Source organism: Pseudomonas viridiflava, assembly GCF_900602065.1.
Classification (GTDB): Bacteria; Pseudomonadota; Gammaproteobacteria; order Pseudomonadales; family Pseudomonadaceae; genus Aquipseudomonas.
This window is the reverse complement of record NZ_UWFN01000288.1, coordinates 135860-162510: the sequence shown is the minus strand read 5'-3', so window position 1 is coordinate 162510 and position 26651 is coordinate 135860. Positions and strand designations below refer to the sequence as shown.

At 57.7% G+C, this 26651-nt stretch carries 24 protein-coding genes, 1 rRNA gene and 1 pseudogene; 8 read left to right on the top strand and 18 right to left on the bottom strand.

The genetic code is table 11. From position 1 onward, the window contains the following. Positions 1 to 80, top strand: a 5S ribosomal RNA gene (gene rrf, locus EE949_RS30345); the annotation flags it as partial. 341 nt (positions 81 to 421) lie between these two features. Here rrf and queD read toward each other — a convergent pair. After that, a complete protein-coding gene (queD, locus tag EE949_RS22225) occupies positions 422 to 778 on the bottom strand; it encodes a 6-carboxytetrahydropterin synthase QueD (RefSeq protein ID WP_080238016.1) in 357 nt (118 codons plus the stop codon). Positions 779 to 976: 198 nt separating this feature from the next. Here queD and EE949_RS22220 point away from each other — a divergent pair, with 198 nt between their 5' ends. From EE949_RS22220 to EE949_RS22195, 7 genes and pseudogenes are all read left to right on the top strand, one after another. Continuing rightward, on the top strand, positions 977 to 1285 hold the full coding sequence (locus tag EE949_RS22220) for a PepSY domain-containing protein (RefSeq protein WP_122666274.1): 309 nt from the start codon (positions 977 to 979) through the stop codon (positions 1283 to 1285). Then, the gene (locus tag EE949_RS22215) at positions 1285 to 1590 is read left to right on the top strand and encodes a PepSY domain-containing protein (protein ID WP_122666273.1); all 306 of its coding nucleotides are present in this window, start codon (positions 1285 to 1287) and stop codon (positions 1588 to 1590) included. Before EE949_RS22220 ends, EE949_RS22215 begins: the two co-directional genes overlap by 1 nt. Beyond that, positions 1590 to 2261, top strand: a complete 672-nt coding sequence (locus EE949_RS22210; RefSeq protein WP_122666272.1) for a response regulator transcription factor — start codon at positions 1590 to 1592, stop codon at positions 2259 to 2261. Before EE949_RS22215 ends, EE949_RS22210 begins: the two co-directional genes overlap by 1 nt. Next, positions 2258 to 3583 (top strand): sensor histidine kinase, encoded by a 1326-nt coding sequence (locus EE949_RS22205; RefSeq protein ID WP_122666271.1) that lies wholly within the window; start codon positions 2258 to 2260, stop codon positions 3581 to 3583. The genes EE949_RS22210 and EE949_RS22205 overlap by 4 nt, the downstream gene beginning before the upstream one ends. Before the next feature lie 175 nt (positions 3584 to 3758). After that, a pseudogene (locus tag EE949_RS30340) lies at positions 3759 to 4580 on the top strand (cache domain-containing protein); the annotation flags it as partial. A 36-nt stretch (positions 4581 to 4616) separates the two neighbouring features. Then, positions 4617 to 5438: a methyl-accepting chemotaxis protein gene (locus EE949_RS30335; protein ID WP_430735932.1), complete on the top strand. Its 822-nt coding sequence runs from the start codon at positions 4617 to 4619 to the stop codon at positions 5436 to 5438. A 293-nt stretch (positions 5439 to 5731) separates the two neighbouring features. Then, positions 5732 to 6796 carry an AI-2E family transporter gene (locus tag EE949_RS22195; protein ID WP_122666269.1) on the top strand — a complete coding sequence of 355 codons (1065 nt, stop codon included), beginning with the start codon at positions 5732 to 5734 and terminating at the stop codon, positions 6794 to 6796. A gap of 71 nt (positions 6797 to 6867) precedes the next feature. On the opposite strand, the gene nuoN is transcribed toward EE949_RS22195, so the two are convergent. The 17 genes from nuoN to EE949_RS22110 form a co-directional block, all read right to left on the bottom strand. Next, positions 6868 to 8331 (bottom strand): NADH-quinone oxidoreductase subunit NuoN, encoded by a 1464-nt coding sequence (nuoN, locus tag EE949_RS22190; RefSeq protein ID WP_122666268.1) that lies wholly within the window; start codon positions 8329 to 8331, stop codon positions 6868 to 6870. A gap of 7 nt (positions 8332 to 8338) precedes the next feature. Beyond that, complete coding sequence (gene nuoM, locus EE949_RS22185; protein ID WP_099271223.1) at positions 8339 to 9871, bottom strand: NADH-quinone oxidoreductase subunit M; 1533 nt, start codon at positions 9869 to 9871, stop codon at positions 8339 to 8341. 39 nt (positions 9872 to 9910) lie between these two features. Then, positions 9911 to 11764: an NADH-quinone oxidoreductase subunit L gene (gene nuoL / locus EE949_RS22180; protein WP_122666267.1), complete on the bottom strand. Its 1854-nt coding sequence runs from the start codon at positions 11762 to 11764 to the stop codon at positions 9911 to 9913. After that, the gene (gene nuoK / locus EE949_RS22175) at positions 11761 to 12069 is read right to left on the bottom strand and encodes an NADH-quinone oxidoreductase subunit NuoK (protein ID WP_027899390.1); all 309 of its coding nucleotides are present in this window, start codon (positions 12067 to 12069) and stop codon (positions 11761 to 11763) included. The genes nuoL and nuoK overlap by 4 nt, the downstream gene beginning before the upstream one ends. Further along, complete coding sequence (nuoJ, locus tag EE949_RS22170) at positions 12066 to 12575, bottom strand: NADH-quinone oxidoreductase subunit J (protein ID WP_027899391.1); 510 nt, start codon at positions 12573 to 12575, stop codon at positions 12066 to 12068. Before nuoJ ends, nuoK begins: the two co-directional genes overlap by 4 nt. 10 nt (positions 12576 to 12585) lie before the next feature. After that, positions 12586 to 13134 carry an NADH-quinone oxidoreductase subunit NuoI gene (gene nuoI / locus EE949_RS22165; RefSeq protein ID WP_017123831.1) on the bottom strand — a complete coding sequence of 183 codons (549 nt, stop codon included), beginning with the start codon at positions 13132 to 13134 and terminating at the stop codon, positions 12586 to 12588. Between the two features lie 11 nt (positions 13135 to 13145). Then, positions 13146 to 14153, bottom strand: coding sequence for an NADH-quinone oxidoreductase subunit NuoH (gene nuoH, locus EE949_RS22160; RefSeq protein WP_095097525.1), 1008 nt, complete (start codon positions 14151 to 14153; stop codon positions 13146 to 13148). After that, on the bottom strand, positions 14150 to 16864 hold the full coding sequence (gene nuoG, locus EE949_RS22155; protein WP_122666266.1) for an NADH-quinone oxidoreductase subunit NuoG: 2715 nt from the start codon (positions 16862 to 16864) through the stop codon (positions 14150 to 14152). Before nuoG ends, nuoH begins: the two co-directional genes overlap by 4 nt. Before the next feature lie 132 nt (positions 16865 to 16996). Then, a complete protein-coding gene (nuoF, locus tag EE949_RS22150) occupies positions 16997 to 18352 on the bottom strand; it encodes an NADH-quinone oxidoreductase subunit NuoF (RefSeq protein WP_122666265.1) in 1356 nt (451 codons plus the stop codon). After that, positions 18349 to 18846 carry an NADH-quinone oxidoreductase subunit NuoE gene (gene nuoE, locus EE949_RS22145; protein WP_032627860.1) on the bottom strand — a complete coding sequence of 166 codons (498 nt, stop codon included), beginning with the start codon at positions 18844 to 18846 and terminating at the stop codon, positions 18349 to 18351. Before nuoE ends, nuoF begins: the two co-directional genes overlap by 4 nt. 8 nt (positions 18847 to 18854) lie before the next feature. Continuing rightward, positions 18855 to 20636, bottom strand: coding sequence for an NADH-quinone oxidoreductase subunit C/D (gene nuoC, locus EE949_RS22140; RefSeq protein WP_122666264.1), 1782 nt, complete (start codon positions 20634 to 20636; stop codon positions 18855 to 18857). Between the two features lie 72 nt (positions 20637 to 20708). Further along, the gene (locus tag EE949_RS22135) at positions 20709 to 21383 is read right to left on the bottom strand and encodes a NuoB/complex I 20 kDa subunit family protein (protein WP_032627858.1); all 675 of its coding nucleotides are present in this window, start codon (positions 21381 to 21383) and stop codon (positions 20709 to 20711) included. A 10-nt stretch (positions 21384 to 21393) separates the two neighbouring features. Next, the gene (locus tag EE949_RS22130; protein ID WP_027899398.1) at positions 21394 to 21807 is read right to left on the bottom strand and encodes an NADH-quinone oxidoreductase subunit A; all 414 of its coding nucleotides are present in this window, start codon (positions 21805 to 21807) and stop codon (positions 21394 to 21396) included. 445 nt (positions 21808 to 22252) lie between these two features. After that, on the bottom strand, positions 22253 to 23578 hold the full coding sequence (gene aceA, locus EE949_RS22125) for an isocitrate lyase (protein WP_027899399.1): 1326 nt from the start codon (positions 23576 to 23578) through the stop codon (positions 22253 to 22255). 518 nt (positions 23579 to 24096) lie between these two features. Continuing rightward, a complete protein-coding gene (locus EE949_RS22120; protein ID WP_122666263.1) occupies positions 24097 to 24837 on the bottom strand; it encodes a secretin N-terminal domain-containing protein in 741 nt (246 codons plus the stop codon). Between the two features lie 154 nt (positions 24838 to 24991). Further along, positions 24992 to 25417, bottom strand: coding sequence for a GNAT family N-acetyltransferase (locus EE949_RS22115; protein ID WP_122666262.1), 426 nt, complete (start codon positions 25415 to 25417; stop codon positions 24992 to 24994). Then, positions 25410 to 26576, bottom strand: a complete 1167-nt coding sequence (locus EE949_RS22110) for a cupin domain-containing protein (protein WP_122666261.1) — start codon at positions 26574 to 26576, stop codon at positions 25410 to 25412. The genes EE949_RS22115 and EE949_RS22110 overlap by 8 nt, the downstream gene beginning before the upstream one ends. Positions 26577 to 26651: the final 75 nt, after the last annotated feature.

Genomic DNA, 26651 nt, shown 5'->3' with positions numbered 1-26651 from the left:
ATCCCGAACTCAGTAGTGAAACGATGTATCGCCGATGGTAGTGTGGGGTTTCCCCATGTGAGAGTAGGTCATCGTCAAGATTAAATTCCAGAACCCCTGATCGCTTACGCGTTCAGGGGTTTTGTTTATGCGCGAAGAAAAAAGGATTAGCTGTAGGTGCGCGCTTGCCCGCAATAGGCGACTCCGCGTTCTGTCTGACACACCGCCTCGCAGCCTTCGGCAGCTCCTACCGGTTCACCGCTACCAGGCAGGACCGAATTCATTCGGGAAAGCTGTATGGCAGGCAATACACAAGCGATGGATGTACCGCCCCCTTGCGAATCAATTCGCATCCCAGATGCAAAGCCGCCATCCGTTTACTGCCGGTCAGACACAAAAAAGCCCTTCTTGCGAACAAGAAGGGCTTTTTCAGTATCAGCGACTATTCACCGCGATAGATGCATCCGCTTGTGCAGGTCTCATGGATGCGAATAGCGGACAGTTCTGGCAGCAGCGGCTTGAGCTCAGCAAAGATCCATTTGGCGAGGTTTTCGCTGGTAGGATTTTCCAGTCCTGGAATGTCATTCAGGTAGTGGTGATCGAGTCTTTCATACAAGGGCTTGAAGATCGCTTTGATTTCTGAGAAATCACGGATCCAGCCGATATGGGGATCGACCTCGCCTTCAAGGTGGATAGCGATGCGGAAGGAATGGCCGTGCAGCCGTCCACATTTATGACCCTCTGGAACATGAGGTAGGAAGTGGGCCGACTCAAACGTAAATTCTTTAAAAATTTCCACAATCTTCAACTCTAAAAATGGCGATCGTCGCGGCGACGCATACAGGTCAGGAGTTTATCAGTAATGGTTTGGCCTTTGCGCTAAAAGCAGTCAGATCGTTTGCACTGATGGCATCTAGCCAGACAGATTCAGCTTGAGTTAAGTTCGGTTGTTTATCCTGAGTCAGTAGGAAATAAACATTTTCAACGGAGATTGATTGTGAACCGCCTGACTGCACTTTTCGCCTCTGCCTTACTGATGTTGACCAGTGGTGTAGTCAGCGCTCGTGACATCTCTGCCGACGAAGCTGCTACATTGCGCGCCGCTGGCATTATTCAACGTTCAGGGCAGCTCGATGCCGCTGCATTAGCCCGACACCCTGGGGCAACCATCAACGATACCGAGCTTGATGAAAAATACGGTAAACATATTTATCAGGTTGAGCTTACAGACACTCAAGGCATTGAATGGGACGTGGATGTTGATGCAGCAACCGGGAAAGTGCTCAAGGACCATCAGGACCGATAATGAACTTACATAAACGTCGTGGCACTCTTCTCTGCCTAGTGCTGGTGTGCGTCACTGTGCAGGCAAGGGACCTGGATCAGGATGAAGCGCTGAGCTTGCGTCAGCTAGGCACAATTCTTCCTCTTGAGCAGTTAATGGAGATGGCTTTGGCTCGACACCCCGGTGCCAAACTGCTTGAGGCTGAACTTGAAGAGAAGCATGGCGTGTACGTCTATGAGTTTGAGATTCTGACCTCGGAAGGGGTCGTTCGCGAGTTGAAGTATGACGCTCGGGACAGTCGATTATTGAAGGATGAGGAAGACTGATGCGGCTGTTATTGGTAGAGGACCATGTTCCGCTTGCTGATGAGTTACTCGCGGGGCTGGGCAGGCAGGGCTACGCTGTTGATTGGCTTGCGGACGGTCGTGACGCTGTACACCAAGGGGTAACCGAACCTTACGATTTGATTATTCTCGACCTCGGCTTGCCTGGGCTTCCGGGCCTTGAGGTATTGGAGCAATGGCGTACAGCCGGATTGGCGACTCCGGTTCTTGTGCTGACGGCACGAGGCTCCTGGTCCGAGCGTATCGAAGGACTCAAGGCCGGGGCTGACGATTACCTGACCAAGCCATTTCACCCGGAAGAATTGCAACTGCGCATTCAAGCTCTACTACGTCGCTCCAAAGGGCTGGCCAACCAGCCACGACTTGAGTCCGCAGGTTTGCACCTGGACGAGGGTAGGCAATGTGTTAATCAGGATGGTGTTGATATCCAGCTGACTTCCGCTGAATTCAGGTTGCTGCGTTACTTCATGCTGCACCCGGAGCAAATCCTTTCAAAAAGCCATCTGGCCGAGCACCTCTACGATGGGGAAAACGAGCGTGATTCCAACGTTATTGAAGTGCATGTGAATCACCTCCGACGCAAGCTGGGTAAAGCCGTTGTCGAGACTCGAAGGGGCCAGGGCTATCGGTTTGGTGGAGAGCCTGCTGCTTGAAGTCTATACAGCGACGCCTGAGTCTGGGGCTTATCAGTGTGATGGTGCTGGTATGCGTAGTTCTGGCGCAAACCAGCCTATGGCTGTTTGAACTGGGCTTGCAGCGCTATCTGGAAGCCGGGCTGCGCAATGAAAGCGAAAGCTTGCTGGTTGCTCTGGTCCGGGGCAAAGGTGGCGTGCAACTGGACGAACATCGCCTGTCACCGGCCTATCAGCGGCCGTATTCCGGGCATTACTTTCGCATTGATTTTCCTGAAGGCCACTGGCGCTCAAGATCGTTATGGGATCTGGAGATTCCGGATCCCGGTTCAAGCGGGCTACACTCCAGTTACGAGTTAGGCCAGACCGGGCAATCCTTGCTGTTGTACAAAGCCGATTACCGTAAATTTGGTCAGGACATCTCAATCACCATCGCTCAGGACTACACGCCTGTCAGGGCAAGTTTTCTTCGGGTACAGCAGATTGGTCTCGGTCTGGGCGTGGCCGCTCTGTTGCTGATTCTGGCATTGCAGCGGGTTACGGTTCGCCGGGCCTTGCGTCCACTGGATCGTGCCCGTGAACAGCTGGTTCAGCTTCAACAGGGCAAGCGCTCCCAGCTTGATGAGCAGGTACCCGTAGAGCTGGAACCCCTCGTTTCGCAAATCAATCATCTATTGGAGCATACCGAAGACAGCTTGAGGCGCTCACGCAACGCTCTCGGCAATCTTGGTCACGCGCTGAAAACTCCGCTGGCTGTCCTCTTCAGCGCTATCGCCAGTCCCCAGTTTGATGCCCATCCAGAGCTGCGCAATATTCTCCGTGAACAGCTTGAGCAAATTCAGCAGCGCCTTGCGCGCGAGTTGAATCGCGCGCGGCTGTCGGGTGATGCGCTGCCCGGTGCGCATTTTGACTGCGACGCCGAGTTGAGTGGACTGTTCGCTACCTTACGCATGATCCACGGTGAGCATCTAAACCTTGAGATGCAGGTCCCGCCGGGGTTGTCTCTGCCGTGGGATCGTGAAGATATTCTGGAGCTATTGGGTAACTTGCTGGATAACGCCTGCAAATGGGCTGATAGCGATGTACTGCTGATCATTACCCGGCAGGAAACCAGCTTTTGTCTCGTAGTAGAAGACGATGGACCCGGTATACCAGAGGCTATGCGCGAGGAGGTCTTCAGCCGCGGCGCGCGTCTGGATGAGCAAATTACCGGTCACGGATTGGGCCTCGGCATCGTTCGCGATATCGTCCAGGCGTGGGGCGGCAATCTGCAACTTGAGGCTAGCCACTCAGGTGGACTTCGAGTGCGTATCGACCTGCCTGACCGTTCTATTGGCGAGTAACCCTTGAGCAAGCGATTGCGTTAGTCGCCAAGTCCGTAACTACGTTATCGAGATTTCTGAGTTTCGCTCCTGTTTTACTGACTAAAAAGGTACATCCCTCTCAACTTTTCAGCCCAATTGCCGTTACAGAACCAAGATCAAAATTTAAAAACAACAAATTGATATCTGGGGTTCTATGCGCATTAGCCTGAAAGCCAAAGTACTTTCGCTGGCGATTCTGCCGGTGCTGATATTCGCGCTGATCATTAGCGCGACTACCGTCATCATGCTCCGCGAGCAGGCCAAACGAGAGGTCAGTGAGACCCGTGAGCGTCTTTTGCAGGAGGCGAAGGCCACGCTCAAAGATCAGGTGACGATTGCCCTGACCACCATCAAACCTATTTACGATGCTGCAGCCCCCGGCGATGATGCCCCTCGCGCTCAGGTCATCAAGCTGCTTTCCAGCATCAGCTTTGGCAAAGACGGGTATTTCTTCGGCTACGATTCCCAGGTTATTCGGCTGTTTCGCTCCACCAATCCCGATGGTGTGGGCAAAAGCTTCAAAGATGCCAAAGACCCGAACGGAGTCATGGTCAATACCGAACTGGTCGCTGTCGCCAAGGCTGGCACTCACTTCCTGCTTTACTCCTCAACCCTGCCGGGCAAAACAGAGTTGGTCCCTAAAATGGGCTACACCGAGTACCTGCCCAAGTGGGATCTGGCGTTCGGTACTGCGGTGAATATCGACGGCATCGACGCGCAGGTCGCGGCGGTTCAGCAAAGTGTCGACGCGCGCCTGGAAGAGATGCTGCTGAGCATCATTGGTGTTGCGCTGCTGGTGTTGGTACTGATCAGCATCATCGGTGTGGTGCTGGCCGGCACCTTGCTTCGCCCGCTGCGCCTGATGAAAGACAACCTGGACGACATTGCTGCCGGTGAGGGTGATCTGACCCGTCGCCTGACCGTGACCAGCCAAGACGAACTGGGCGACTTGGCCGGTTCCTTCAACCGCTTTGTCGACAAGATCCATAGCCTGGTCAGCCAGATATCCGGAATGACCGGGCAACTGACCGGCCTTGTCGGCGAAGTCTCCAGTCAGGCGCAACGCTCCGAGCAAGCCATGGAGCGTCAACGTCACGAGACCGATCAGGTTGCCACTGCGATCAACGAGATGTCTGCTGCTGCTCAGGAAGTCGCGAAGAGCGCCCAGGGTGCCTCGGTTGCTGCACAGAAGACGGACGAAGAGGGCCAGTCGGCCAAACGTGTCGTCGATGGCAGCATCAAACTGATTCACGCGTTGGTTGAAGATATTCGCAACAGCGGCTCGTCGCTGGACAGCCTGCAGCAGGACGTCTCTTCGATTGTCAGCGTGCTTGGGGTAATTCGCTCCATCGCTGAGCAGACCAACCTGCTGGCACTCAACGCTGCTATTGAGGCTGCCCGGGCCGGGGAGGCTGGTCGTGGTTTCGCAGTCGTAGCCGATGAGGTCCGCGCTCTGGCCAGTCGTACTCAGCAGAGTACTCAGGAGATTCAGGGCATGATCGATCGTCTGCAGAAAGGTACGCAGACCGCTGTGGACGCCATGCGTCGCTCCAGCGAGGCAGGCGATGGCACCTCTGTGCAGGCCAATCAGGCCGGGTCTTCGCTGGATGCCATTGGCGAACTGATCACCACGATCAACACCATGAACGCGCAGATCGCCAGCGCGGCGGAAGAGCAAACCGCTGTTGCCGAGGAGATCAACCGCAGCGTGCACCAGATTGCTTCTGCCGTGGACACCGTTGCAGACGAAACCCGGCAGAGCGCGCAGACCACACGCAGCCTGAACGATCTTGGCCAACGCCTCGGCGCACTGGTTGGGCAATTCCGGGTTTAACTCATCTGAGGGATTGACCTGTAGGAGCTGCCGAAGGCTGCGAAGCATTCACCCTGACACACCGCTATCGCAGCCTTCGGCAGCTCCTACAGATCAAATGTCTGCCGTCAGACAGCACGGTGTTAGCGACCCTGTGCGATTTCCTGCAACCCTACGGCCAGCCACATTCTCTGCTGTACTTCCCTTTCCAGAGCCATCCTCTGCATGAAAAACAGAATGATGGCACTCGTCCGGCGATTGGCTGACTAAGGATCAGGTCAAGCGAGTTGCTTGCCTGCTGACATGGAAAGGACATGAACGAAACCACGCTGCAATACAAAACCCTGATCATGCTGTTGGTGCTGGTGACCATCGCGTTCATATGGATTCTGTTGCCGTTCTACGGCGCGGTTTTCTGGGCGGTGATCCTCGGCATCATCTTCGCCCCGGTCCAGCGTCGCTTGCTGCTGCGCTTTGGCTGGACACGTAATCTGACGTCGCTCTGCACCTTGGTCATCTGTCTGGTGATCGCGATTCTGCCGGTGATTGTCATCAGTGCATTGCTGGTTCAGGAAGGAGCCACGCTGTACAAAAACGTGGAAAGCGGTCAGCTCGATATCGCCAGCTATCTGGCCGAGTTCAAAGGCTTGTTGCCGCCCTATGTCCAGGGCTGGCTGGACCGCCTGGGCATGGGCGACCTGAACGGCCTGCGCGACAAGATCGCCAAAGGCGCGATGCAGGGCAGTCAGTACCTGGCAACGCAGGCATTCAGCTTTGGTCAGGGCACCTTCGACTTCGTGGTCGGCTTCTTCATCATGCTGTACCTGTTGTTCTTCTTCCTGCGCGATGGCCAGGAACTGGTGCGCAAGATGCGTATCGCGGTGCCACTCGCTGAGCCGCAGAAGCGTCGTTTGCAGTTGAAGTTCACGCGGGTTGTACGCGCCACGGTCAAGGGCAACATTGTGGTCGCGATCACTCAAGGCGCTCTGGGCGGTTTCATTTTCTGGTGTCTGGACATCCCCAGTGCGCTGCTCTGGGCGGTCATCATGGCTTTCCTGTCGCTGCTGCCAGCAGTAGGGGCGGGGATCGTCTGGGCGCCCGTGGCGGTCTATTTCCTGTTGAGCGGGATGATCTGGCAGGGCGTTGTGCTCGCATTGTTCGGCGTGTTTGTGATCGGTCTGGTGGACAACGTGTTGCGGCCTGTTCTGGTCGGCAAAGACACGAAGATGCCCGACTACCTGATCCTGATCTCTACGTTAGGTGGGATGTCGGTGTTCGGCCTTAATGGCTTTGTAATTGGTCCGATGGTCGCTGCGCTGTTCATGTCCACCTGGGGCTTGTTCGTCAGTGCCAAGAAGACGGTACGTTTGCCCGGCTAGATTCTTCAGGCGAAAAAAAACCTGCTCAACTGAGCAGGTTTTTTTATGCGTCATGCCTGATCCTTGAAAGATCAGCCCATCAGACCAGCATGCTGAACCAGATCCAGCAGCGGCTGCGGATAGACACCCAGTACGAAGGTCAGAATGGCAATCGCCAACAGCATCACGCCGCCGGTACGTTGCGCCCAGTTGAAGGCCGCATCGTGGCGTGGCAGTTTGGAGTCCACCAGATACAGGGTGACCATCACGCGCAGGTAGTAGAACACGCCGATGGCACTACCGATGATCAGTGCACCGATCAACCACCACAGCTTCGATTCAACACCGGTTGCGATGATGTAGAACTTGCCGATGAAGCCAGCCGTCAGCGGGATGCCCGCCAGGGACAGCATCATCAGGGTCATCACAGCCGTCAGGTACGGACGACGCCAGAACAGACCACGGTACTCGAACATCGCATCGGTATCACGACCGCTGTACGGCGACGACATCATGGTGATTACACCGAAGCTGCCCAGGCTGGTCAGCACATAGGTGGCCAGATACACGCCAATAGCCTCAACCGCCATGCCTTTGCTCGCCACCAGGGCGATCATCAGGTAGCCGAAGTGCGCGATGGACGAGTAACCCAGCAGACGCTTCAAGTTGTTCTGCATCAGCGCCAACAGGTTACCGACGATGATTGACGCAACGGCGATGACCGCCAGTACGTCATGCAGTACACCGCTGCTGGCAGCGGGGGAAATCTGGAACAGACGCACCAGTACTGCGAACACAGCAACCTTGCTGGCGGTGGCCAGGAAAGCCGCTACCGGGGCAGGTGCGCCTTCGTAGACGTCCGGCGTCCACAGGTGGAACGGCACCAGCGACAGCTTGAACGCCAGACCCACCAGCATCATCCCCAGACCCAGACTGGCGATCGGGCTTGGCAGACCGCTTGCGGCCAGTGCTTTACCGATGCCATCAAAGCCCAGCGTGCCGGCCTCGGCATACAGCAGCGCCATGCCGAACAGCAGGAAAGCGGAGCCTGCTGCCGACAGCACCATGTATTTGATACCGGCTTCCAGCGAGCGCTTGTTGAAGAAGGCGTACGCAACCAGACCGTAGACCGGCACCGACAGCAGCTCCAGGCCGATAAACAGGCCTGCCAGGTGTTGAGCGCTGACCAATACCAGGCCGCCAGCAGCCGCCAGCAGGATCAGCAGGTAAAGTTCTTCACGATTACCGGGGTAGCCCGCTTTGCCATCGCCAAGATAGGCGTGTGCCATCGTCACACAGGCCAGAGTCGAGGCCAGGATCAATGCCATGTACAGGCAAGCGAAACTGTCGATCTGCAACAGTGGCGTCACTACCAGCGGAGCGACTTTCAGTGCCGGGTAGATCGACAGCAGGGCCAGGTTAAGCCCCGCCACGCTGAGCAGGAAGGTTTGCGAGTGATTGCGGCGCCATGCGATCGCCAGCATCACCACAACAATGGTGAGGCTGGTAATCAGCAGTGGGGCAAGCGCAATAAAATGTTGAATCGTCAGGTCCATAGCGCTCTTACCGGGCCGAAGCGAGTTGAGTGAAGGCGGTGCCGAGCCATTGCTGCACGCCGTGCATGGTCGCTGCAGACGTATCGAGGAATGGCTGCGGGTAAACCCCGACCAATACCAGCAATACGGCCAGACCGAGCACCATGATCATTTCCCGTCCGTCCATGCCCTTGAGAGGCTCGTCGGATTTGGCCGGGCCGAAGTAGGCGCGGTGGATCATGATCAGCGAGTAGACAGAGCCAAACACCAGACCGGACGTGGCGATTGCAGTGATCCATGGCGCGCTGACAAAGCTGCCCAGCAGGATCAGGAACTCACCGACGAAGTTACCGGTACCCGGCAGACCCAGCGAGGCCGCCGCGAAGAACAGGCTGATCGCTGGCAGGTAGGCGATACGCGACCACAAACCACCCATTTCACGCATGTCACGCGTATGCAGACGTTCGTACAACTGACCGCTGAGGATAAACAGTGCGGCAGCCGACAGACCGTGAGCAAGCATCTGAATCACAACGCCTTGCAGCGCTTGCTGGCTGCCGGAATAGATACCGATCAGCACGAAGCCCATGTGCGAGACGCTGGAAAACGCGATCAGGCGCTTGATGTCGGTCTGTGCGAACGCGAGGAAAGCGCCGTAGAAAATGCCGATCAGACCCAGAATCATCGCGATAGGCGCGAACTCGGCAGACGCGTTCGGGAACAGCGGCAGTGCAAAACGCAGCAGACCATACGCAGCGGTTTTCAACAGGATACCGGCCAGGTCGACCGAACCCGCTGTTGGCGCCTGGGCGTGAGCATCCGGCAGCCAGGAGTGGAAGGGCACCACTGGCAGCTTCACCGCGAAGGCAATGAAGAAGCCCAGCATCAGGATGTATTCGGTGCCCGGTGCCAGTTGGGTCTTCAGCAGCGTGGCGTAATCGAACGTGATCACTCCGGTCTGATTGAAGTTGACCAGGACCAGACCGAGGATCGCCACCAACATGATCAGGCCGCTGGCCTGAGTGAAGATGAAGAACTTGGTCGCGGCGTAGATTCGTGTCTTCTTGCCGTCCGCCGAGCTGTGACCCCAGAGCGCGATGAGGAAATACATCGGCACCAGCATCATTTCCCAGAAGAAGAAGAACATGAACAGGTCGATGGCCAGGAACACGCCAATCACGCCACCGAGGATCCACATCAGGTTGAGGTGGAAGAAGCCAACGTTACGCTGGATCTCTTTCCACGAACACAACACCGACAGCACACCGAGCAGGCCGGTCAGCAGGATCATCAGCAACGAAAGACCATCGAGGGCCAGGTGGACGCTGATGCCGAAGCGGGCAATCCACAAGTGCTTGAATTCGATGGCCCAGGTCGGGTCGACGCCGGGCGCTGGTGCGTAACTGTAGTTGCCAGTACTCCACAACCAGAGGCCCAGGGCCAGTTCGAGGGACATGGTCAGCAGCGCGATCCAGCGCGGCAGGGTAGGGCCGAAGCGCTCACCTTGCCAGCACAGCAGGCCACCGATAAAGGGGATCAGGATTAGCCAAGGCAGAATCATGACGGGCTCAATTCCTTTCGCAAATTCGCAAGGTTCATGTCAGACCGCAACCACGACGACGGCGCCGAGTACCAGTACGGCACCTACAGCGATCGAAGCGGCATACCAGCGCAGTTGACCGGTTTCGGTACGGGTCATGCTGCCATGACCTGCCTTGACCAGACGTGGGATCAAACCAATGGTGTGGTCCAGTGGGTCGCTACGCAGCAACTGGCAGATAGCCAGATACGGCTTGACGAACAGCTTGTCGTACACCCAATCGAAGCCCCACGCCGCGAACCACCAGGCCGACAGGAAACGACCCGGTGCACTGTTGGCGATGGAGGTGACGAATCGGCGCTTGCCGAGGAACAGCAAGGCAGCCAGCAGGATACCGGCCAGAGCGATAGCACCCGAGGCGATTTCCAGACTGTGCTTGGCATCGCCACCGGCGTGGCCGACGCTTTGCGGCAGCACACCCGCCAGCGGCGGGGTGATCAGTGCGCCGATGAAGGTCGACAGCACGATCAGCACACTCAATGGCAACCAGTGGGCAATACCGTGACCTGCGTGCGCTTCCGTTTTCGCTTCACCGTGGAAGGTGATGAAGATCAGGCGGAAGGTGTACAGCGAAGTCATGAATGCGCCGACCAGACCTGCATACAGCAGACCGTTGTTGCCGCTGGCGAAAGCCTCCCAAAGAATTTCGTCTTTGGAGTAGAAACCCGCCGTCAGCAATGGCAAGGCCGCAAGGGCCGAGCCGCCGACGATGAAGCTGGCGTAGGCCAGTGGCAGTTTCTTCCACAGCCCGCCCATCTTGAAGATGTTCTGCTCGTGGTGGCAGGCAACGATCACCGCACCGGATGCGAGGAACAGCAGCGCCTTGAAGAAGGCGTGAGTCATCAGGTGGAAGATCGCGCCTTCCCAGGCACCGACGCCCAGCGCCAGGAACATGTAGCCGATCTGGCTCATGGTCGAGTAGGCGAGGATACGTTTGATGTCGGTCTGTACCAGCGCTGCGAAACCGGCCAGAACCAGTGTCACTCCGCCGACGATACCTACCAGATGCAGAATGTCCGGGGCCAGAGCAAACAGGCCGTGAGTTCGGGCGATCAGGTAAACACCTGCGGTCACCATGGTTGCGGCGTGGATCAGTGCCGAAACCGGCGTCGGGCCAGCCATCGCGTCCGCCAGCCAGGTTTGCAGCGGCAGTTGCGCGGATTTACCGACGGCACCACCGAGCAACAGCAGAGTGGCCAGCACGATCCAGAAGTCGCCGACCTTGAAGTGCTCAGGCGCACGCACCAGCAACTCCTGGATATTCAGCGTACCCAGTTGCTGGAACAGGATGAACAGGCCGATGGCCATGAACACGTCGCCGATACGGGTCACGATAAAGGCTTTGAGTGCCGCGTTACCGTTGTTGCGGTTGCTGTAGTAGAAACCGATCAGCAAGTAACTGCACAGGCCTACACCTTCCCAGCCGAAGTACAGGAACAACAGGTTATCGCCGAGCACCAGAAACAGCATGCTGGCGATAAACAGGTTGGTGTACGCGAAGAAGCGCGAGTAACCGGCCTCACCACGCATGTACCAGGAGGCGAACAGGTGGATCAGGAAGCCGACGCCAACCACGACACCCAGCATCGTCACGGACAGGCCGTCCAGATACAGGGCGAAGTTGGGTTCGAAACCGTCTACGGCCATCCAGCGCCACAACACCTGGGTGTAGTGACCGCCTTCAGGCGGCGCAACGTTGAACTGCCAGATAACCCAGGCAGTAACGATGGCCGACAGGCCGATAGAGCCGACGCCGATCAGTGCCGCGAGGTTTTCCGAGATGCGTCCACGGGAGAACGACAGCAGCAGAAAACCGATCAGGGGGAATACGAAAGTCAGAAAGAGTAGGTTCATCCGCGCATCTCGCTGGCAGCGTCGATATCGAGAGTGTGGAAGCGGCGATACAGCTGCATCAGGATCGCCAGGCCAATACTGGCCTCGGCAGCAGCCAGGGTGATCACCAGGATGAACATCACCTGTCCATCCGGCTGAGCCCAGCGGCTACCGGCAACGACGAACGCCAGAGCCGATGCGTTCATCATGATCTCCAGGCTCATCAACACAAAAAGAATGTTACGGCGCACTATCAGACCGACCAGGCCGAGAACGAACAGGACCCCGGCAACCGCCAGACCGTGCTCCAGAGGGATAGCATTCATTGGCTTGGCTCCTTCGCTTCGTTGCGGCCCAGATGGAATGCCGTCACCGCTGCCGCCAGCAATAGCATCGAGGCCAGTTCGACTACCAGCAAGTAAGGTCCGAACAGGCTGATGCCGACTGCCTTGGCGTCGACGGTGGTGTGACCGATAGCGGCGCCTGTCTGGTTGGCGAACAGCACGTACAGCAATTCAGCCAACAGCAGGGCGCCCAGAATCACCGGGCCGACCCAGATACCGGGTGTGAGCCAGGTGCGTTCCTGCTGAACCGAGGCCGGGCCAAGGTTGAGCATCATCACCACGAAAACGAACAGGACCATGATCGCGCCCGCGTAAGCGATAACTTCCAGAACCCCGGCGAACGGAGCGCCAAGGCTGAAAAAAGTCATCGCTACGGCGATCAGCGAAATGATCAGGTAGAGCAGGGCGTGCACCGGGTTCGTGTTGGTGATCACCCGCAGGGTGGACACTACAGCGATGCCGGATGCGAAATAGAAAGCGAATTCCATCTTTACTTCCTTAAGGCAGCAAGCTCTTGACGTTGATCGGTTCGGCTTCGTTCTGTGCAGAGCCCTTGGGCTTGCCAGCGACGGCCATACCGGCGACGCGATAGAAGTTGTAGTCAGGGTTCTTGCCGGGGCCGGAGATCAGCAGATCTTCTTTCTCGTAAACCAGATCCTGACGCTTGAACTCGGCCATTTCGAAATCCGGTGTCAGCTGGATCGCGGTGGTCGGGCAGGCTTCTTCGCACAGGCCGCAGAAAATGCAACGCGAGAAGTTGATGCGGAAGAACTCTGGATACCAACGGCCGTCATCGGTTTCGGCTTTCTGCAGCGAGATGCAACCAACCGGGCAAGCCACGGCGCACAGGTTGCAGGCTACGCAGCGCTCTTCACCATCAGGGTCGCGAGTCAGCACGATACGACCGCGATAGCGCGGTGGCAGGTAGACCGCTTCTTCCGGGTATTGCAGGGTGTCGCGTTTGCGGAAGCCGTGACCGAATACCATCACCAGGCTTCGCAGTTGGGTACCAGTACCCTTAACGATGTCGCCAATATATTTGAACATGGGTCAAATCCTCACTGAACCGAGCCGGCTGGCGTGTTCAACAACACAACCGCAGCGGTCACCAGCAAATTGATCAGGGTCAGCGGCAGACAGAACTTCCAGCTGAAATCCATGACCTGGTCATAGCGTGGGCGCGGGATGGATGCACGCAGCAGGATGAACAGCATGATGAAGAATGCAGTCTTGATGGCGAACCAGAAGAACGACAGCGAAGGCAGGATATCGAACGGACCGTGCCAGCCACCGAAGAACAGCGTTACCAGCAATGCAGAGATCAGAATGATGCCGATGTATTCGCCGACGAAGAACATGCCCCACTTCATGCCTGCATATTCAATGTGGTAACCGTCAGCCAGTTCCTGTTCCGCTTCCGGCTGGTCGAACGGGTGACGGTGAGTCACGGCGACGCCAGCAATGAAGAACGTACAGAAGCCGAAGAACTGCGGAATGATGAACCACAGGTTCTGCGCCTGGTATTCAACGATGTCACGCATGTTGAACGAGCCAACCTGTACCACGATGCCCATCAATGCCAGGCCCATGAACACTTCATAGGACACGGTTTGTGCCGAAGCACGTAGCGCACCGAGCAGGGCGAACTTGTTGTTACTCGACCAACCGGCAAACAGAACGGCGTAAACCGACAGCCCGGCCATGGCGAAGAAGAACAGCAGACCGATGTTCAGGTCCGCCACGCCCCAGCTTGGGGTGATCGGGATAATCGAGAACGCGATCAGCAAGGCGCTCATGGCAACTACCGGGGCCAGGGTGAAGATCACCTTGTCGGCAAACGGCGGGGTCCAGTCTTCCTTGAAGAACATTTTCAGCATGTCGGCAGCAATCTGGAACATGCCGAACGGGCCAACGCGGTTCGGACCGTAACGGTCCTGCCACCAGCCCAGCAGACGACGTTCCACAAAGCTCAGCAGCGCGCCGCAGACCACAACGGCCAGCAGCACGACGATGGCCTTGACGACAGCAATGATTGCGTCGATCACATCAGGGGTGAACCAACTCATTGCGCTGCCTCCTGCAGACCATCAACGGACTTGCCGAAAATCGCTGGCGGAATACCGGCCAGACCGGCAGGCAACGCCACGAGACCTGCGCCCAGCTCTTCGTTGATACGCAGCGGTAGACGCAGGGTCTGACCCGCAACGTTCAAGGAGAGCAGGGCACCGTCGTTGACACCCAGGCGATCAGCTTCCGACTTGGCCAGAGCAACGTAAGCAGCAGGAATACGTTCTTGAACCGGGCCGGCTTTCGAAGAGTTCTCTTCACTGCCGAACAGGTGATAGAACGGCACCACTTGCCAGGTTCCTTGAGCAGGGGAGAAGGCGCGAGGTGCGCTGGCAAACCAGCTCAGGTTATCGCCCTGGGTTTCGATCAGGCGGGTCCCCGGATCACCAGCACGCAAATGACCGCCGACTTCGTCCTGGAACTTGTTCCACGCTTGTGGCGAGTTCCAGCCCGGTGACCAGGCAAATGGTACTTGCTGACGTGGTTCAACCGAACCCGAGTAACCTTCCATGGAGAAGGAGAACGCGGTGTCGTTGTCTTGTGAAGTACGCGGCTCGTGCACGCTGATGTTGGCGCGCATAGCCGTACGGCCGCTATAACGCAGCGGTTCGCGAGCCAGCTTCAGGCCTTTGATACGGAATGCCGCGGACGGAGCAGCGTTAACGATGGCGGCCAGTTGCGGGTTGCTTGCCGCGACAGCAGCCGTCACGTGATCGAGCAATGTCCAGTCCACCGGCTTGTTCAGCAGGGTAGCGCGCAGGGCGTGCAGCCAGCGCCAGCCTTCGTGAACCAGAATGCTGGCGTCCAGATACGTCGGGTCGAACACCTGGAAGAAGCGCTGAGCGCGGCCTTCCTGACTGACCAGAGTACCGTCGCCCTCAGCAAAACTGGCAGCAGGCAGCACCAGATGAGCACGATCACCGGTCGGGGTTTTCTGATGATCAGCCACGATCACGACTTTCGCCGCGCTCAGGGCTGCATCGACCTTGGCAGCATCGGTGCGGGTGTAAAGATCGTTTTCCAGCACGACGATGGCGTCGGCCTTGCCGTCGATCACGGCTTGCAGCGCCGCGTCGACAGACTCACCACCCAGCAGCGCCAGGCCCATGCTGTTGGCTTCTGGCACGATCAGGCTGATGGAGCCTGCTTTGTCGCGCAGTTTCAGAGCCTTGGCAATGTTCGCCGCGGCTTCGATCAACGCTTTGGAGCCCAGCGAAGTACCGGCAATGATCAACGGACGCTTGGCGGCCAGCAAAGCATCGGCAATGCGTTGTGCCAATTCCAGAGCTTCAGTGTCCAGGCCTTCAACGGCTGGCGCACTGGCATCCAGCGCGTGAGCGACGGCGAAACCGATTCGCGCCAGATCGTCCGGTGCTGCGTGAACGCATTCTTCGGCAACGTCATCCAGCTTGGTTTCAGCCAGGCTGGCGATGAACAGCGGGTTCAGCTCGTGCTGACCAATGTTCTTTACGGCCGCGTCGAGCCATGGCTGGACTTTCATCGCCGCAGCCATGTCTTCGGCCTTGCCTTTGACCGCTTGACGCAGGCCCAGAGCCAGACGAGCAGCTGTCTGGGTCAGGTCTTCACCAAGGACGAAAATCGCGTCGTGGTCTTCGATGTCACGCAGGGTCGGGATCGGCAGCGGGCTGTCTTTCAGCACCTGAGTGACCAGACGGATACGCTCAAGCTCTGAGGCTTCGATACCTGAATAGAAGTGCTCGGCACCCACCAGTTCGCGCAGGGCGTAGTTGCTTTCCAGGCTGGCACGCGGCGAACCGATACCGACGATGTTGCGACCGCGCAGCAGATCAGCAGCGTTATCCAGTGCCTGATCCAGGCTCAGCTTGCTGCCATCGGCCAGATGCGGCTGGCGTGGGCGGTCTTCGCGGTTGGTGTAGCCATAACCGAAACGGCCACGGTCGCAGAGGAAATACTGGTTCACCGAACCGTTGTAGCGGTTCTCGATGCGACGGATTTCACCGTAACGCTCGCCAGGGCTGATGTTGCAACCGCTGGAGCAGCCATGGCAGATGCTTGGCGAGAACTGCATGTCCCACTTACGGTTGTAACGCTCGGAGTGAGTCTTGTCGGTGAACACACCGGTCGGGCAGACCTCGGTGAGGTTGCCGGAGAACTCGCTTTCCAGAACGCCGTCTTCAACGCGACCGAAGTACACGTTGTCGTGAGCACCGAACACACCGAGGTCAGTGCCGCCCGCATAATCTTTATAAAAACGTACGCAACGGTAGCAGGCGATGCAGCGGTTCATCTCGTGAGCGATGAACGGGCCGAGTTCCTGGTTCTGGTGGGTGCGTTTAGTGAAGCGATAACGGCGCTCGTTGTGGCCAGTCATCACGGTCATGTCTTGCAGGTGGCAGTGACCGCCTTCCTCACAGACCGGGCAGTCGTGGGGGTGGTTGGTCATCAGCCATTCGACGACACTGGCCCGGAAGGCCTTGGATTCTTCATCTTCGATGGAAATCCAGGTGTTATCGGTGGCTGGAGTCATGCAGGACATGACGATACGACCACGGGTGTCGTTCTCGTCCGTGTACTGCTTGACCGCACATTGGCGACAGGCGCCAACGCTGCCAAGGGCGGGATGCCAGCAGAAATACGGGATGTCGAGGCCTAGCGACAGACATGCCTGTAACAGGTTGTCTGCCCCATCGACTTCGAGCGCTTTGCCGTCTACGTGGATAGTGGCCATGGTTCAAAGGTCTTCGTTGGCCCGGTGTCAGCGGGCGTGGCTAATGGAATCTTGTTATTCGCACGACTCTAAACAGCCTTTACGGCGTCATCGTGCGATGAGCCGGGGGATGTCCCCCGGCCTTGCAAACGGTTACGCGCCGACGATGATCGGTCTTGCCAGAGGGGGAACGGCTGCGCTGGTGGGCGCGATACCGGCCTCGAACTCCGGGCGGAAATATTTGATCGCACTGCCCAGCGGCTCCACGGCACCCGGTGCGTGAGCACAGAAGGTCTTGCCCGGGCCAAGGAAGCCAACGAGTCCCAGCAGGGTTTCGATATCACCCGTCTGGCCGACACCTTTTTCCAGGGCGCGCAAAATCTTCACGCTCCATGGCAAACCGTCACGGCAAGGGGTGCAGAAACCGCAGGATTCCTGAGCGAAGAACTCTTCCATGTTGCGCAGCAGCGAGACCATGTTGACCTTGTCGTCAACGGCCATGGCCAGACCGGTACCCATCCGGGTGCCTACTTTGGCGATGCCACCAGCATACATTTGCGCATCCAGATGTTCCGGCAGCAGGAAGCCAGTACCGGCGCCGCCTGGCTGCCAGCACTTGAGCTTGTAACCGTCGCGCATGCCGCCTGCGTAGTCTTCGAACAACTCACGGGCCTGCACGCCGAATGGCAGTTCCCACAGGCCAGGGTTTTTCACCTTGCCGGAGAAACCCATCAGCTTGGTGCCGTGGTCTTCGCTGCCTTCGCGGGCGATGGATTTGTACCAGTCGTTACCATTGCCAACGATGGCAGGCACGTTGCACAGCGTCTCGACGTTGTTCACGCAAGTCGGCTTGCCCCACACACCAACGGCGGCCGGGAAGGGCGGCTTGGAGCGCGGGTTGGCGCGACGGCCTTCCAGGGAGTTGATCAATGCGGTTTCTTCACCGCAGATGTAACGCCCGGCGCCGGTGTGCACGAACAGCTCGAAATCAAAGCCGGTGCCCAGAATGTTCTTGCCCAGCAGACCTGCTGCTTTGGCTTCTGCCACGGCGCGGTTCAAGTGCTTGGCCGCCGTGACGTATTCGCCGCGCAGGAAGATATAGCCGCGATAGGCTTTCAGGGCTCGAGCACTGATCAGCATGCCTTCCACCAACAGGTGTGGCAGCTGTTCCATCAACATCCGGTCTTTCCAGGTGTTGGGTTCCATTTCATCCGCGTTGCACAGCAGGTAGCGGATGTTCATGGATTCGTCTTTGGGCATCAGGCCCCACTTAACGCCAGTGGGGAAGCCCGCGCCGCCGCGACCTTTAAGGCCGGAGTCTTTGACGGACTGGACAATATCGTCAGGCGATTGCTGGGTGAGCGCCTTGCGCGCCGCCGCATAACCGTCTTTGGCCTGATATTCGTCGAGCCAGACCGGCTCGCCGTCGTCACGCAGACGCCAGGTCAGCGGGTGGGTTTCTGCCGTGCGCGCAATGCGGTTGGCAGGGCCGAAGGAAGTGATGGTCATGGGTAACCCTCCAGCATCTTGGCCACAGTGCCGGGTTGCACGTCGCCAAAGGTGTCATCGTCGACCATCACGGCCGGGGCTTTGTCGCAGTTGCCCAGGCAGCAGACTGGCAGCAGGGTGAAGCGCCCGTCGGCCGTAGTCTGGCCCGGGGCGATGCCCAGCGAGCTCTGGATTTCTTCGACCACTGATTCGTGACCGGCGATGAAGCAGACCATGCTGTTGCAGACGCGAATGATGTGGCGGCCGACCGGCTGACGGAAGATCTGGCTGTAGAACGTCGCCACACCTTCCACGTCGCTGGCAGGGATGCCGATCAGTTCGCCGATGGCGTAGATCGCGCCGTCCGGCACCCAGCCGCGTTCCTTCTGAACGATCTTCAGGGCTTCGATGGACGCCGCGCGCGGGTCCTCGTAGTGATGCAGCTCGTGCTCGATGGCCGAGCGCTCTGTTTCGCTCAGGGCGAAACGGTCTGTCTGGATAAGCGTGCTGTTCATGCTCATGCTTAGCGGTCCACGTCGGCCATAACGAAATCGATACTACCCAGGTACGCAATCAAGTCCGCGACCATGCTGCCTTTGATCACCGAAGGGATCTGTTGCAGATGCGGGAAGCTTGGGGTGCGGATCCGGGTACGGTAGCTCATGGTGCCGCCGTCGCTCGTCAGGTAATAACTGTTGATGCCCTTGGTCGCTTCGATCATCTGGAAGGATTCGTTGGCCGGCATGACCGGGCCCCACGAAACTTGCAGGAAGTGCGTGATCAAGGTCTCGATGTGCTGCAGCGTGCGCTCTTTCGGTGGCGGGGTAGTCAGCGGGTGATCCGCTTTGTACGGGCCTTCCGGCATGTTGCGCATGCACTGGTCGATGATCTTGATGCTCTGACGCATCTCTTCGACGCGAACCATGCAGCGGTCGTAGGCATCGCCATTGGCCGCCAGCGGGACTTCAAACTCGAAGTTCTCGTAGCCGGAGTAAGGACGTGCTTTACGCAGGTCGAAATCGCAACCGGTGGAACGCAGGCCTGCACCGGTGACACCCCATTCGAGGGCCTCTTTGGTGTTATAGGCAGCGACACCGATGGTCCGACCTTTGAGGATGCTGTTTTGCAAAGCCGCTTTGGTGTACTCGTCGAGACGCTTCGGCAGCCAGTCCACGAAATCCTTGACCAGTTTTTCCCAACCACGCGGCAGGTCGTGGGCAACGCCACCGATGCGATACCAGGCCGGGTGCAGACGGAAACCGGTGATGGCTTCGATCACGGTGTAGGCGCGCTGACGGTCGGTGAAGGTGAAGAACACCGGGGTCATCGCGCCCACGTCCTGAATGTAAGTACCCAGGAACAGCAAGTGGCTGGTGATACGGAAGAACTCGGCCATCATGATGCGGATGGTGTCGACCTTCTCCGGCACCTTGATGCCGGCCAGTTTCTCGACCGAGAGCACGTACGGCAGGTTGTTCATCACGCCGCCCAGATAATCGATCCGGTCGGTGTACGGAATGAAGCTGTGCCACGACTGACGCTCGGCCATTTTCTCGGCACCACGGTGGTGGTAGCCAATGTCCGGAACGCAATCGACGATCTCTTCACCGTCCAGTTGCAGAATGATGCGGAACGCACCGTGAGCCGAAGGGTGGTTCGGGCCCAGATTGAGGAACATGTAGTCCTCGTTCGTTCCGGAGCGCTTCATGCCCCAGTCTTCCGGATTGAAGCGCGCGGCTTCTTCTTCCAGTTGCTGTTTGGCCAGTGTCAGGCTGAACGGATCGAACTCGGTGGCGCGCGCCGGGAAGTCCTTGCGCAGCGGGTGACCTTCCCAGGTCGGCGGCATCATGATGCGGCTCAGGTGTGGGTGGCCCGGGAAGTCGATGCCGAACATGTCCCAGACTTCACGCTCGTACCAATTGGCGTTCGGCCAGATGCTGGTCACGGTCGGCAGGCTGAGGTCGCTTTCGGACAGCGCGACTTTAATCATCACGTCGCTGTTACGTTCGATCGACAGCAAGTGATAGAAGACAGTGAAGTCGGCACCCGGCAAGCCGTGGCGCTTGGTACGCAGACGTTCGTCCACGCCATGCAGGTCGTAAAGCATGACGTAAGGTTTAGGCAACTGACGCAGGAAGGTCAGCACCTCGATCAGGCGCGCACGCTCGACCCACAGCACAGGCATGCCAGTGCGGGTCGATTGGGCGGTGAACGCTTCGGCGCCAAAACGGTTGTTCAATTCTACGACGACGTCTTGGTCGTCTGCCTTGTAAGGCGGGATGTACAGAGCACTGCCTGTAGTCATGGTTTTTTATCGCTTTCGGTCAACGTAAAGAATGAAGCCAGCTATTCGTTCTTTAAAAGGAACAGTTCTGGATCAGACTTCGTCGGGGCTGCGCAGATTGGTGACTGCGATTCGCTGTTCGCGGCGCTGTTCCTTTTGCGACGGCATCTCGGCGCGATACACGCCTTGGTCACCGACGACCCAGGAAAGAGGGCGACGCTCCTGGCCGATGGATTCCTGCAACAGCATCAAGCCTTGCAGAAACGCTTCGGGGCGGGGCGGGCAGCCGGGCACATAGACATCCACAGGAAGGAACTTGTCCACGCCCTGAACCACGGAATAAATGTCGTACATACCACCGGAGTTGGCACACGAACCCATGGAAATAACCCATTTAGGTTCGAGCATTTGCTCGTAGAGACGCTGAATGATCGGCGCCATCTTGATGAAGCAAGTACCGGCAATAACCATGAAATCCGCCTGACGCGGCGATGCCCGGATAACCTCGGCGCCGAAGCGGGCGATGTCGTGGGGCGCCGTGAAGGCGGTTGTCATTTCCACATAGCAGCACGACAAGCCGAAGTTGTAAGGCCACAGGGAGTTTTTACGCCCCCAGTTGACCGCACCGTTCAGCACGTCTTCCAGCTTGCCCATGTAGATGTTTTTGTGGACTTGATCTTCTAGCGGGTCGGAAACAGTTTCCCGTTTGCCGATTGGATACTCGTCATTTGGAGCATCCGGGTCGATCCTGGTGAGATTGTATTGCATCGCCAAAGCCTCATTGTTTTAGCTTCGCTTGCCGATTACGGCGACCTTCAGGAGCCCAATCCAGCGCTCCAACCCGCCATAGGTAGACAAGACCTGCCAACAGAATTGCTATGAAAACGAGTGCTTCGACGAATCCGGTCCAGCCGCTTTCGCGGACGGACACAGACCAGGCAAAGAGATATAGGGCTTCAATGTCGAAGATCACGAAAAGCATCGCGACCAGATAGAATTTTGCCGAAAGGCGAAGGCGCGCACTGCCGGTTGGCAGCATGCCGGACTCAAACGGTTCGTTTTTGCTGCGGCCCCAGGCTTTGCTACCCAGGAGGCTGGAAACACCGAGCATGAAGGCGCACAGGCCGACTACACCCAAAAGGAAAATGGCGAAGCCCCAGTTGTGGGCAATCAAACCTGTCGATTCGGACATGCTGGCATTCCTTGACAGAGATCAATGGTCTCTGAGCTTGAAAATAGTATATGCAGCGACGATATGTCGCAGCGAAATCAATTTCGGTGATTTTATGTGCAAAAACAGGGCAAGTAAATTTTCTATATCAAATTAATTTGTGCAATTAATCACTTACGGGCCGCAGTTGAGGGCTTGGAGCAGGCGGGGCGGGGGTTGGCGGGGTTTAAGCTAATTATGTTTCGTTCTAAAAAGTTACGGAAGAGGGACTGTTTTCTAAATGATAATAAGTATCATTTGTTGTTGGGCGAGGTTAATGGCTTTAAATGTGAGGTAGTTGCTGTTTTAGGCGGTTTTCTGATAATTCTCTATTGACCTTATCGCGGGCAAGCACCGCTCCCACAGGGGATCAAGTTTTTCCTGTGGGAGCGGTGCTTGCCCGCGATAAGGGCGCCGCACATTTCAATCAGTGAAACTGCTCTTCCTCTGTCGAACCCGTCAGCGCCGTTACTGAAGACACGCCCCCCTGAATCACGGTCGTCACGTCATCGAAGTAACCGGTACCCACTTCCTGCTGGTGCGCAACAAAGGTGTAACCCTTGGCTGCGTCAGCGAATTCCTGCTCCTGCAGCTTCACGTAGGCGGTCATGTCGTTGCGGGCGTAGTCGTGCGCCAGGTTGAACATGCTGTGCCACATGTTGTGAATACCCGCCAGGGTAATGAACTGGTGCTTGTAACCCATGGCCGAAAGCTCGCGCTGGAATTTGGCAATGGTCGCGTCGTCCAGATTCTTCTTCCAGTTGAAGGACGGTGAGCAGTTGTACGACAGCAACTGATCCGGGTACTCCTTCTTGATCGCCTCGGCAAAACGACGGGCTTCGTCCAGATCCGGCTTGGCGGTTTCGCACCAGATCAGATCGGCATAAGGCGCGTAGGCCAGACCGCGAGCGATGGCCTGATCCAGCCCGGCCCGTACCTTGTAGAAACCTTCATGGGTACGGGTACCGGTCACGAACGGTTTGTCATACGGATCGCAGTCGGATGTCAGCAAATCAGCAGCGTTTGCGTCGGTGCGTGCCAGGATGATCGTCGGTACACCGGCAACGTCCGCCGCCAGGCGGGCGGCCACCAGTTTTTGTACGGCTTCCTGGGTGGGTACCAGAACCTTGCCGCCCATGTGGCCGCATTTCTTGACCGATGCCAGCTGATCCTCGAAGTGCACGCCGGCGGCACCTGCTTCGATCATGCTCTTCATCAGTTCGTAGGCGTTGAGTACGCCGCCAAAACCGGCCTCGGCGTCCGCTACGATGGGTGCGAAATAATCGATGTAGCCTTCGTCACCTGGACCTTTCCCGGCTTTCCACTGGATCTGGTCGGCACGGCGGAAGGAGTTATTGATGCGCTTGACCACGGTCGGCACGGAGTCCACTGGGTACAGCGACTGATCGGGGTACATCGACTCGGCGGAATTGTTGTCCGCTGCTACCTGCCAACCTGACAGATAAATCGCCTGAATACCGGCCTTGACCTGCTGTACCGCCTGACCGCCGGTAAGGGCGCCCATGCAGTTAACGAAGTCCTTGTCAGGACGGAAGGAAGGCTTGGCACCTTGAGTAACCAGATTCCAGAGCTTCTCCGCGCCATTCCTGGCGAACGTGTGTTCAGGTTGAACCGAGCCACGCAGGCGGACGACATCAGCGGCGGAATAGGTACGGGTCACATTTTTCCAGCGCGGATTTTCAGCCCAGTCTTTCTCGAGAGCTGCTATTTGTTGTTCGCGTGTCAGTGCCATGAGCGAAACCCCTTTCACATAGGTTTTGTTGGAATGTCCTGCTCCGCCAAAACGCCCCGGATATCGAAGGCACATGGATGGCTGCTCGCTGATCAGATGTCTGGCTGTGAGCCTGGTTTGAGCGATGGCGGCGGGGACGGTCGTTCGGGAGGGGGAAGAGCTGGCGCAAGGCATGGCTGTGGCGTGCAATCGGACATTTGGGGTGCCCGGTGGCTTCACTCAGCAGTTTTGCCGATGGACCGTAATACGCTTCCGTCCCTCAGGACAACTTCGTTCCAGTCGCAACCTCATCAAACTGCCTTGTGGGCGGTGCAGACACGAATCGGCTCGTAGGATTTGAGCGCGACCCGAAGGCTCTTTTCAGGGCCTCTGATTAGCGGGAGCGAGGCAATCATGCCTCGCCATTTTTGACCCGTCAAACGTTTTGTAGTGCATTTTTGTTATCACTACATATTTGTTTCGGTGCGACTGGTCAGTCAGTAAAAGGCCCTGTAGTGCCCGATTTTGCGGGAGCCTTCTCACTCAAGGGTTTGCACCATCACACGTAACGTCATGTCCTCGCGGCCTTGGGTCGAATACTGCTGAGTATCGCCCTGACGGTCAGCAACTGACTGATCGCTCACGCCCGCCAACGTGATCCATTCACCCAGACGACCGCTGACCTGGCTGTCGGTACTTTGCACCTTGAAGGCATCGGGTCGTTCCTGGCTGACGCGATCCCGATTGGTGCTGATGTTCAGGTGCACGGTGTCACCGGTCACGCTGGCCGTGACGTAAAACCCCTGAGTCACGTTGCGATATTCGGTGTTGCTTTGGGCATATCCGTAATTATCGGTCCGCGACGTGGTGACAGGTACGCTCTGGCCTACCTGAATCAAGGCCGGCGTGCCTTCGCTGGCTTGCACTTGCTGTACGCCACCCTCGCGGCTGGTGGTGCCGTAACTGATAACGCGGCTCTGATTGACGCCATTGCTGCTGCGTGACGCGCTATCGCTGGTATCGACGCTGATCAGCAAGCGTTTGGCGGCGACATCAAGTTGTGAGAGCAACGCTCGCAGTTCTTCGATCTTGCGCGGCTCGGCATTGACGATCAGTTGGTTGTTATAAGCGCTGACCGTACCGTCCGGGCCGAGGAAGGATTTTGCCACTGGCAACAGGTCATCGCTGGTTCTGTAGTTGAGCGGTACCACTTCGGTAGCGGCCATGACATCGACACTACATATCAGCAGCAACGAGGTAAGCAGGGGGCGCAGGAACATAAATCCAAATCTCCTGGAACGTCTAAAAAGACCTGAGTTTGCCAGTTTGTCGGCCTGCGGACGCGCAAGTTGAATCGTCCAACGCAAAACGCCCTGCCGACCTGTACCAGCATAGACAGCTGGCGCAGGCGGGCAGGGCGTCAGTTCAGGTCTTTCAGCCTGAGTGGCGGGTCATATTTACGTGAGGCAGTCCTGCCTCCAGAAACTCTTCGCTGACGACGGTAAAACCGAAGCGCTCGTAAAACTCCACGGCTTGTACCTGGCCACTGAGTTTTTGTTGCCTCAGATCACGTCGCTCGGCTTCATTGATGACGGCGCTGAGCAGCGCTTCACCGACTTTCATGCCGCGCCAGTCCTTGAGTACCGACAACCGACCGATTTCACCGTCCGGCAGCAGGCGGGCTGTGCCTATCGCAAAGTCCCCCTCCAGCGCCAGGAAGTGAATGGCTTCGCTGTCCTCAGCGTCCCATTCCAGCTCTGGCGGTACTGACTGCTCAGCAACAAACACAGCATCGCGTACACGACGGATGTCAGCGTTGTCTTTGTGCCAGTCGGCGACACGCACGTTGGTTCTATTCATCGGCAAACCCCAGGCTTCCTTGTTTTACCAGCTCACAGAGCAGGTTGCGTCCTTCTTCATCGGCCAACCATTGGCCGAGGTTGTCACTGTGCAGGGCATCGGCAGCGCAGATCATTTTCAGCAGTTCCCGCAGGCTGCCCGGCAGCAGACGGCTTTGACCACTGGCGAACAGTAGCAGGTCGTCATCAACTTCGGACCATGCAAGGCGCGCGCTTGGGTTACGAATGAGAACTGCGCCCTGTTCCAGACTACTCAGCAGGTCCTCTTCTTCAAGTTCCGGGCCTGTCACCAGTTCCGGGTAGCGCGGTTCTGTCATGAACTGGCCGAACCAGGTCAGCAGCAGGCGCTCGTCGCCCATGTGTTCAGCCAGCAAGGCTTTCAGGCGGTCCAAGGCGTCGTGCTGGATCTGATGAGGATCGTTGGCCGGTTGGGCATCTGCATCCGTGTAGCGCTCTTCATCAGGCGTGAACTGGCTGAGGAAGTCGGTGAAGTGGGTCAGCACTTCGGCAGCGCTTGGGGCGCGGAAGCCGACCGAGTACGTCAGGCACTCATCAACGGCGACGCCGCAGTGGGCGAGGCGCGGCGGCAGGTAAAGCATGTCGCCCGGTTCCAGCGTCCATTCTTCAGTCATCTGGAAGTCAGACAGGATGCGCAGGTCGGCGTGTTGCAGCAGCGGGCTATCGGAGTCGCACATCTGGCCGATCTGCCAGTGACGCTTGCCGTGGCCCTGTAGCAGGAACACGTCGTAGTTGTCGAAGTGCGGGCCGACACCGCCACCCGGCGCGGCATAGCTGACCATTACGTCATCGATGCGCCAGCTAGGCAGGAAGCGGAAGTTTTCCAGCAGTTCGCTGACTTCCGGAACGAACTGGTCAACGGCCTGTACCAGCAGCGTCCAGTCTTTTTCCGGCAGCTTGCTGAACTCGTCTTCCGCGAACGGGCCGCGACGCAGTTCCCATGGGCGCTCGCCGTTCTCGATGACCAGTCGCGATTCGACCTCTTCTTCCAGGGCCAGCCCAGCCAGTTCGTCAGGATCGATCGGGCTCTGAAAGTCCGGCAGGGCCTGACGGATCAGGAGTGGCTTTTTCTGCCAGTAGTCACGCAGGAAAACGCGCGCGCTGATGCCGCCCAGAAGTTGAAGAGGAATATCAGGATTCATGTGTAACCTATTGAAAGTTTGTCTTTTCGAGACTGCAATAAAAACGCCCGGCACTGCCGGGCGTGTGCACTGATG